The organism is Rhodococcus yunnanensis NBRC 103083 (assembly GCF_001895005.1).
Classification (GTDB): Bacteria; Actinomycetota; Actinomycetes; order Mycobacteriales; family Mycobacteriaceae; genus Rhodococcoides; species Rhodococcoides yunnanense.
Genome location: NZ_BCXH01000011.1, coordinates 192,652 through 201,163, shown reverse-complemented (window position 1 = coordinate 201,163; position 8,512 = coordinate 192,652). Strand labels below are relative to the sequence as shown.

Here is an 8,512-nt window from a genome sequence, read left to right as displayed (position 1 = left end):
TGAGTGAGCGAAGGCGACATTCAGTCACTCCGCGGTGAGCGAGGGCGACATTCAGTCACTCTGAGTGAGCGAAGGCGACATTCGGTCACCGCAGTAGACCGAATGTGACATTCGCTCCCCGCCGGCAGCAACCGGAAGAACCACCCGTTAACTCGGGTCGTATGCGCCCGTCTGTACTGCCTTGACCAGCCTGCGCGGAACTCGGAACTGCTGGCCACCGACGCGCACGGTCACCAGATCGGGCGCAACAGCTTTCCACTGCGCCCGACGGCTACGCGTGTTCGAACGGGAAATCTTGCGTTTCGGTACAGCCATTGCTCAGACGTCCTTCCTGGTGCGGCGCCCGTAGCGCTTCTCGAACTTCTCGACGCGTCCCTGTGTGTCCATGATGCGGGCGGCCCCGGTCCAGAAGGGGTGCGACTCGCTGGTGACGTCGACGATCACGAGCGGATAGGTGTTGCCGTCCTCCCACTCGACCTGGCGGGTGCTGTCGAGGGTGGAGCGGGTGAGGAACTGTGTTCCCGTGCCTGCGTCCTGGAAGACCACCGGGTGGTAGTCGGGGTGAATTCCTTGCTTCATTCTGTTGCCTCTCTCGATTGCTCCGAATACGGGGATTCGGTTGTTTCGCAGGGATCCTCGTGCCACTGGCCGAAGGGGTCGGTCCAGTGGGCCCACTCGTCGCGCATGTGCATTTCGTCGTCGGAGACCAGCGCCCATTGGAGAGTTCTGTCGATTTCCGACGGGTCTGCTGCATGTATCAGCACGACGAGCGAGGTATCCCTGTCGCCGAACGTCTCGTCCCAGCGCAGCGCGGCCATGGCGCGTCGGGCGGTGTCGACGTCGTTCTGCTCTTCCGGTGTCATGGCCGCGAGCCACTTGCCCGCACCTGCGACGCGTAGTCCGCCGCCTGCGGATTCGATCCACAGCGCCTCGTCGGGTTGTGTTGCCACCCACGCCCGTCCGCGTGCGGTCACGACGCCGTCGAGCAGTACGTCGATCGCCTCGTGCAACCGTTCGGGATGGAAGGGACGCGTGGCGGTGAATTCGACGAGGGTGACGCCGCAGTCGACGGTCAACGGTGGCTGACCACGTAGCAGCGGCGAGTGCGCGTCGGAGACCTCCCCGCGCCTGGCGTCGAAGGGCACTGCCGCAACGAGTGCCTCGGCGTCGAGCGTGTCTCCCGGGCAGACCCACGCGATCGGCGCTCCTGGAGCGAGCCGCGCAAGAACAGCAGCGAGCCTGGCACGCTCCCACGCGTCCACACCCTGATCGGCGGTGACGACGAGCGCGTCGGCGTAGTCGACCTGCCCGACGACCAACTGCGCGACGGTCCGGTCGTCGTCACCGCTGGCGACGATGCCGCGGTCGGCCAGTGCGTCGTCACCCGTGGCGTCGGCGAGCCAGGTCGAGGCATCGAGACATGTGACGACGGCGTCGATACCGACGTCGCGGGCAGCCGGACCGTCGATCTGACCGACCGTTCCTGCTACGACGACGTTCTCGATGGCCCAGCACAACGCCTCGGGTTCGAGCGCCGGGTCCAGGGCGAGCACGATGCGTGTCACGGGACTTCGCCGTGCCAGTTTCCGTAGCAGTGGCAGTAGGTCTTCTCGCAGAGTGCAGGAGACACAGCCGTGGGCGAGCTCGAGGATCGTCTCGCGGGGCGCGTCGCCTGCGGCGTACAGCGTTCGGCGGACCACGCCTTCGTGTACCCGACCGAGGTCGTGCCGAACGGCGACCGTGCCCGGTGCGAGTAGCGAGGTCACCACGTGGTCCATCGCTCCGGTCCAGCCGGACACGAGCACGAGTGGCGTGCGACCGTCCACGAGAACTTCCCTTCTTTCGACAACGATTGTCATTCCTTTCTTCAGCACGCTACATTCGAATCACCGCTTTGTCGAAAACGATTGTCATAACAGCTAGAGAGGAGCGCGCATGTCCGCGCACTGCCAGGTGACGGGGAGGAAGCCGGGGTTCGGTAAGTCCGTCTCCCACTCCCACGTCAGAACCAACCGCCGCTGGGACCCGAACATCCAGAAGAAGACGTACTTCGTCCCGAGCCTCGGCCGCCGCGTCACGCTGACGTTGTCGGCGAAGGGCATCAAGACCATCGACCGTGACGGCATCGACGCCGTCGTGGCCAAGGTCCTCGCCCGAGGGGAGAAGCTCTGATGGGCAAAAGCACCGACGTTCGTCCGATCATCAAACTCAAATCGACTGCTGGCACCGGCTACACGTACGTGACCAGGAAGAATCGTCGCAACGATCCCGATCGGCTCGTGCTGAAGAAGTACGACCCGATCGTCCGCCGGCACGTCGACTTCCGAGAGGAACGCTGACGTGGCAAAGAAGTCGAAGATCGCCAAGAACGAACAACGCAAGGTCGTCGTCGCACGCTGGGCCGCACGTCGGAGCGAGTTGAAGGAGATCATCCGGAAGCCGTCGACACCTGATTCCGAGCGCGCCGAGGCCCAAGCGGCACTGCAGCGTCTACCGCGCGACGCGAGTCCGGTACGATTGCGCAATCGTGACGCTGCGGATGGACGTCCGCGCGGCCACCTGCGGAAATTTGGGCTTTCTCGTGTGAAGATGCGCGAGATGGCTCACCGTGGGGAGCTGCCAGGCGTCCACAAGTCGAGCTGGTAAGGGAAAAGGTACAGATGGCAGTCAAGAGAGCACCGTCGAAGAAGGTCCGCGCCGAGGCAGGCCGTCGACCGAAGAAGAATCCGTTGAATGCTGCCAAGGTCACCACGGTGGACTACAAGGACATCAACCTTCTTCGTCAGTTCATTTCGGACCGCGGCAAGATCCGTAGCCGCCGCGTCACCGGCCTGACGCCGCAGCAGCAGCGTCAGGTCGCCGTCGCAGTGAAGAACGCTCGTGAAATGGCATTGCTGCCGTTCACCAGCCGCTAGAGACTTCTGCTCACAGAAAGGCCACGCACCTCTCGGGTGCGTGGCCTTTCTGCATGAGCACTAGAGTTACTCGCAGCCAGCCCCGACCGAGAGAATCGAGACGACCGCTTCATGTCCGGAGTTCTCGAAGGATTCACGGTCATCTTCGTCGTCATCGCGCTCGGCTACATTCTGGCGCACTTCAAGGTGCTCGGCATGCACGGCCAGTTCGTGCTCAGCCGCCTCGTGTTCTTCGTCGCGACACCTGCCCTGCTGTTCGTGACGCTGGCCCAATCCGATCTGGCGGTGATCCTGTCGCCGATTCTCGTGGTCGCAGGAGTCACTGCACTTGCCGTCGGAACGATCTACTTTCTCATCGCGAAACTCGTTCTGAAACGGGACATACCCGAGGCGACGATCGGCGGGCTTGCGTCGTCGTACGTCAACGCCGCCAATCTGGGTATCCCCATCGCGGTCTTCGTACTCGGTGACGCCAATTTCGTCGCGCCACTTCTGCTGTTCCAGATCATGGTCTACTCGCCGTTGGCACTGACCGTTCTCGACCTGTCGACGATGGGTAAGAAGGCGTCGATCCGCAACATCGTCGTCACCCCGTTCCGGAATCCGATCGTGCTCGCGGGCGCCGCCGGTCTGCTGCTGTCGATCACCGGTATCGAGTTGCCCGAAGCGATCATGCAGCCGTTCGACCTCGTCGGTGGCGCTGCAGTCCCCGGCGCACTGTTGGCATTCGGACTGTCGCTCTACGGGGCTCGTGTTTTGCAGAAGGGCGCGAGCCCGCGCCGCGACGTCGCGCTCGCGTCGGCCCTGAAAATGGTGCTGCAACCGGCCCTCGGATATCTGATGGCACTGGCCATGGGACTCGAAGGCCACGAGCTGTTCGCTATCACCGTCATCTCGGCGCTGCCCACCGCTCAGAACGTCTTCGTCTACGCCAGCCGATACAACCGAGGCGTCGTCATGGCCCGAGATACCGCCTTCGTCACGACGCTGATCTCGATTCCCGTCATCGCACTCGTGACCGCGTTGCTCGCGTGAATGAAACTCTTGTCCGACCCAAAGGTTCTACTCAGCTAGCAGCGCTACTTTGGAGGAATGAGGTTTCTGGCTGCGGGACTGTTGCTGTGTGTCCTGCTCGTCGGCTGTAGCAGCGAGGCTGCAACGTACGACGAAGACACCGATACCACGTCGAGCACGGCGCCCGCAGAACTGTTGCACGGCCCGAGTGCTCCCCCGGTTCCGGTGGAGGTCCCGGTCGGTGAGGTCGGGACGATGTTCGACTCGACGCCGGAGTTGGTACGCGCGTCGTCGACTCCGTTCGAATCGTGGAGTCAGATCTCGCCCAACACCATCGCCATCCACTTCGTCACCGGTACCCCAGAGTGCTACGGCGCCGATGCTCAGGTCACCGAGACCGACACCGAGGTCGTCATCGCATTGCGCACGGGAACGCTGCCCGAGGCCGCCGACAAGGCCTGCATCATGGTTGCCGTCTACGGAACCATGCAGATGACGCTGCAGTCGCCGCTCGGCGACCGCGCCATCATCAACGCGGCCTGAGCTGTCGCGGGGTAACCTGCTGCCTGTGAGCGATCAGCTACCGGAACGTCCGCGCGCCGATATTCGTGCTGCGGACGCAGACAGAAACCTCGTTGCCAAGCTCCTCAGTGACGCGCTCGCCGACGGCCAACTCAGCCTCGCCGAGTACGACGAGCGCACGGCCGCCGCCTACAAGGCCAGGACGTACGGCGAACTCGACGTGTTGACGGGCGATCTCGCGCTCGGCCCGCTCGGCGGAACAGAGCTCTCCGACGGGCCGGCCCACGACCGGGCCGTCGCCATCATGAGCGGTTTCACGAGGAAGGGCGAGTGGACGGTCGCCCGACGAGTCGACGCGATCGCCTTCTGGGGCGGCGGCGAGATCGACCTGCGCCAGGCCCGGTTCTCCGCTCAGGAAGTGACGATCAACTGTGTCGCCATCATGGGCGGCATCGACATCACCGTGCCACCGCACATCGGCGTCGAAGTGCGTGGGGCCGGAATCATGGGCGGTTTCGACCATCTCAGCCGAACAGCCGCCCCGAACGCTCCCCGCATCGTCGTCACGGGTATCGCATTCTGGGGCGGCGTCGACATCAAGGTGAAGGACAGCGACTTCAAGGACTAGGCCTTCCTTCTCCTCTTCAGATAGTCACTGACGACGGCTGCACCGAGCCCGTCGAGATCGGGTGCAATGACCCGCCCGCCGACTCGCTCCGCCATCCGGTCCACCACACGCGCGAGTCCCGGGTCGTCGCCGAGACGGAAGATGGTCACCTGCGCACCGAGCTTGGCGATGGTGTCGAGCTCTCGCACGGTCAACCCCAACGTCCGCGGATGCGGCGGATAGTCGAAGAACGCGTGCCCGTCCGGTTCCAGATGCGCTGTCGGCTCACCGTCCGTCACGATCAGCACCACCGGCTGCGCATTGGGGTGTCGACGCAGATGCCTGCCTGCGAGCAGCAACGCATGGTGGAGGTTGGTGCCCTGATCGTATGCACCGTCGAGACCCGCCAACTCCGATGCGGTGAGCTTCTGCGCATGACGACCGAAGCCGATCAGCTGGAGATCGTCGCCTCGAAACCGGGTGCTGACAAGATGATTCAGCGCAAGCGCGGTCCGCTTCATCGGCACCCACCTGCCATCCATGACCATCGAGAACGACGTGTCGACCAGCAGTGCGACGGCCGCCTGCGTTCGAGTTTCGGTCTCGCTGATCTCGACGTCGGTGACCTGCAACCGAACCGGGAACGTCGAACCCTCCGCCGCCGTCCTGAGCACGGCATTGTTGACGGTGCGCGTGACATCCCACGGCTCGGTGTCTCCGAACTCCCATGCCCGTGACGCCCCCGTCGGCTCCCCCATCGCGCCTGCCTTGCGCGTGTCTCGCTCGCCGCCGCGTCGGGAAATCTTGCCTGCGACATCGCGGAGCGCGGACTGGCCGAGCTGACGCATCGCCTTCGGTGAGAGCCGCCATTGACCGTCGGCACCCTTGTCCATGAACCCCTGCTGCTGCAGCGCCTTTTCGAGCTCGGACAGCGTCCGCGCGTCCGCCGCCGCCTCGGGACCGAGCTGACGCAGTAGAGCGTCGGCGTCGATGTCGTCGAGCGCTGCCCCGTTGTACTGTTGGGACAGTTGATTTCCCAGATTCTCGAGCTCCGCGATGTCCTGCAGAGCTCCGGTGCCGTCACCGAGCCCCATTCCGTTCTCGCCGCGGAAGTTCTGCGACCCGTCCCAGTCCTCGCCCGGCCTGGCCTGTTGCAGATTCTGATCCAGCTGGTCCAGTTGGCTCAGCAGGTTCGAATCGCCGAACGCTTGCTGGGCCAACGCATCCAGCTCGGCGCGTTGCTCGGGGCTCAGCGAGTTGCGCAGACGCTGAGCAGCTGCGGCCCGCTCTGCCAGCGAGTCGAGGAGCTCGTCCACGTTCTGCGGATTCTCCGGAAAATGCTGACCGTGCTTGCGCATGAAGTCCGCGAACTGCTCGTCGGTGTCCTCGCCCTTGTTGTGCGCATCGAGCAACTCGTTCAGGTCCTTCAGCATCTCGCTGATCGCCTGACGGTCCTCGGCCGTCGCACCTTCGAGAGCCTTCTTCATGCCGGCGAAACGCTGATCGAGCATCTCGCGTCCGAGGAGATCCTTGATCTTCTCGTAGTTCTCCCGCGCCTCGGACGAACGCCAGTCGTAGTCGGCGAGTTCCTGCACGGCCTGCGCAGTCGACGGAGACAGATCGCCGATCTGCATCTCCTGGAATCGCGCATCGTCGTCGAGTGCCCGCGCCAGAGTCTTGCGCTCCTCGAGCACCGCCTTGTCGAGCAACTCCCGCACTTCCTGCAGAGTGCCGTCGAGATTGTTCTTGCGCAACATCTCTCGGCGACGCCGGTTGGCCTCGGCGGCGAGGTCGTCGAGGCCTCTCGTGTTCTGCGTTCCGCGCCTGAGCATCTCCTGCAATGCCCGACGCGGCGACGCGCCCTCCAGCACGTCGTTGCCGATCGATTCGAGTGCTTCCCGCAGGTCGACCGGTGGGGCCAGCGGATCAGGCCCACCGTGATATCGCCCGTATCTGCTGGCCGGCATCAGCTGTACACCGTCTGTCCGTCTTCGTCGGGATCCTTGGCGATACGCCGAGCCAAGTACAACCCCTCGAGCGCCAATTCGGTTGCCGCCGCACGCTCTCCGTCCGAGGACGCATCGAGCCGAGTAGCGACCTCGTCGAGCACCTCGAGATCGGGCAGCTCACCGATCAGCGTCTTGGCGGCAATGCGATCACCGGTGACCACCGGCTCCCCTTGTTCGATCGCGGTGACCAGTGGCGCCAGGTTGATGCCGCCGAGTCGCTCACGCACGGTGTCCGCCGTCGCGCGTCGGAGCAGATGTTCGAGTACCTCGACCTCGCGGCCTTCCTCGCCGGATTCGAACTCGACCTTGCCGCGCAGCACCTCGATAATGGTGCCGAGATCGACCGGCCGCGCCACGGCGTCGCCTTCACCCAGGACTGCGGCACGGTGAATCGCTGCAGCAGCGATGGTCTCGGCCGCCGCGATCGCGAATCGCGCCGATACGCCCGAGCGCTGGTCGATCGACGGCGACTCGCGCAGCAACCGCGTGAACCGAGCCAACACCTCGAGCAGGTACGACGGGACCGACGCCGGCAGATGAGCCTCCTGCTCGATGACGGAGATCTCGTCGTCGAGCGCATGAGGGTAATGGGTGCGAATCTCGGCGCCGAAGCGGTCCTTCAGCGGAGTGATGATACGTCCACGGTTGGTGTAGTCCTCGGGGTTCGCGCTCGCCACGAGAACGACGTCGAGTGGCAGTCGAAGCGTGTATCCGCGCACCTGGATATCGCGTTCCTCCATGACGTTGAGCAGCGACACCTGAATACGTTCGGCCAGGTCGGGAAGCTCGTTGATAGCCACGATGCCGCGGTGACTGCGTGGAACCAAGCCGAAGTGGATGGTCTCCGGATCGCCGAGGCTCCGACCTTCGGCGACCTTGACGGGGTCGACGTCACCGACGAGGTCCGCGACCGAGGTGTCCGGGGTGGCCAGCTTCTCGGAGTAACGCTCGCTTCGATGACGCCACGCGATGGGAAGTTCGTCGCCGAGCTCGGCCGCCTTCCTGATGCTTGCGGGGGTGATCGGATCGTAGGGGTGCTCGCCGAGTTCGGAGCCGTCGATGACGGGCGCCCACTCGTCGAGCAACAGGTTCAGTGTGCGCAGCAGACGGGTCTTGCCCTGACCCCGCTCACCGAGCAGAACAACGTCATGACCAGCAAGGATGGCCCGCTCGAACTGCGGAAGCACAGTCTTGTCGAACCCTAGGATCCCCGGCCACGCAGACCTGCCCTCACGAAGGGCGTCGAGCAAATTCTCCCGGAGTTCTTCTTTGACGGAACGCTGCACGTGTCCGGTCGCGCGCAACTCGCCTACGGTGGTGATTCCTGGTTTGGTAGAGGTCACTTCTCCACGCTACGAGCGTTCGCACGTTTGTGCACCCTCGTCCGAAATTGCAGTCGCAGATTCGAGTGACCCTGAACATGGGGCCAAGAACGAGCTTCCATC

The 8,512-nt window shown here is 64.2% G+C and carries 12 protein-coding genes; 7 read left to right on the top strand and 5 right to left on the bottom strand.

Translation table 11 applies throughout. The features are described from left to right. Positions 1–147: 147 nt before the first annotated feature. Genes rpmF through mrf form a run of 3 tightly spaced genes read right to left on the bottom strand, consistent with a single transcriptional unit; the run spans position 148 to position 1,859 of the window. Positions 148–315 (bottom strand): 50S ribosomal protein L32, encoded by a 168-nt coding sequence (gene rpmF, locus RY1_RS18330; protein ID WP_072805431.1) that lies wholly within the window; start codon positions 313–315, stop codon positions 148–150. A gap of 3 nt (positions 316–318) precedes the next feature. Next, the gene (locus RY1_RS18325; RefSeq protein WP_072805430.1) at positions 319–579 is read right to left on the bottom strand and encodes a type B 50S ribosomal protein L31; all 261 of its coding nucleotides are present in this window, start codon (positions 577–579) and stop codon (positions 319–321) included. After that, positions 576–1,859, bottom strand: coding sequence for a ribosome hibernation factor-recruiting GTPase MRF (mrf, locus tag RY1_RS18320; RefSeq protein ID WP_174565414.1), 1,284 nt, complete (start codon positions 1,857–1,859; stop codon positions 576–578). Before mrf ends, RY1_RS18325 begins: the two co-directional genes overlap by 4 nt. Before the next feature lie 76 nt (positions 1,860–1,935). On the opposite strand from mrf, the gene rpmB reads away from it, so the two are divergent. The 7 genes from rpmB to RY1_RS18285 all read left to right on the top strand — a co-directional run bounded on the left by rpmB (position 1,936) and on the right by RY1_RS18285 (position 5,079). Then, on the top strand, positions 1,936–2,172 hold the full coding sequence (gene rpmB, locus RY1_RS18315) for a 50S ribosomal protein L28 (protein WP_072805429.1): 237 nt from the start codon (positions 1,936–1,938) through the stop codon (positions 2,170–2,172). Beyond that, positions 2,169–2,339: a 50S ribosomal protein L33 gene (gene rpmG / locus RY1_RS18310; RefSeq protein WP_174565417.1), complete on the top strand. Its 171-nt coding sequence runs from the start codon at positions 2,169–2,171 to the stop codon at positions 2,337–2,339. Before rpmB ends, rpmG begins: the two co-directional genes overlap by 4 nt. Before the next feature lies 1 nt (position 2,340). Next, positions 2,341–2,646, top strand: coding sequence for a 30S ribosomal protein S14 (gene rpsN, locus RY1_RS18305; RefSeq protein ID WP_072805427.1), 306 nt, complete (start codon positions 2,341–2,343; stop codon positions 2,644–2,646). A 14-nt stretch (positions 2,647–2,660) separates the two neighbouring features. Next, on the top strand, positions 2,661–2,915 hold the full coding sequence (gene rpsR / locus RY1_RS18300; protein ID WP_008719028.1) for a 30S ribosomal protein S18: 255 nt from the start codon (positions 2,661–2,663) through the stop codon (positions 2,913–2,915). A gap of 111 nt (positions 2,916–3,026) precedes the next feature. Beyond that, positions 3,027–3,950, top strand: coding sequence for an AEC family transporter (locus RY1_RS18295; protein WP_072805426.1), 924 nt, complete (start codon positions 3,027–3,029; stop codon positions 3,948–3,950). 57 nt (positions 3,951–4,007) lie between these two features. Further along, positions 4,008–4,472: a hypothetical protein gene (locus tag RY1_RS18290; protein ID WP_072805425.1), complete on the top strand. Its 465-nt coding sequence runs from the start codon at positions 4,008–4,010 to the stop codon at positions 4,470–4,472. Positions 4,473–4,497: 25 nt separating this feature from the next. Beyond that, positions 4,498–5,079, top strand: coding sequence for a DUF1707 SHOCT-like domain-containing protein (locus RY1_RS18285; RefSeq protein ID WP_072805424.1), 582 nt, complete (start codon positions 4,498–4,500; stop codon positions 5,077–5,079). Here the strand turns inward: RY1_RS18285 and RY1_RS18280 are convergent. Together RY1_RS18280 and RY1_RS18275 are read right to left on the bottom strand one after the other, a co-directional pair. Continuing rightward, entirely contained in the window at positions 5,076–7,025 is a 1,950-nt protein-coding gene (locus RY1_RS18280; protein WP_072805423.1) for a vWA domain-containing protein, read from the bottom strand. The two genes, RY1_RS18285 and RY1_RS18280, sit on opposite strands and share 4 nt — an antisense overlap. Next, positions 7,025–8,410: a sigma 54-interacting transcriptional regulator gene (locus tag RY1_RS18275; RefSeq protein ID WP_072805421.1), complete on the bottom strand. Its 1,386-nt coding sequence runs from the start codon at positions 8,408–8,410 to the stop codon at positions 7,025–7,027. The genes RY1_RS18280 and RY1_RS18275 overlap by 1 nt, the downstream gene beginning before the upstream one ends. Between the last annotated feature and the right edge of the window lie 102 nt (positions 8,411–8,512).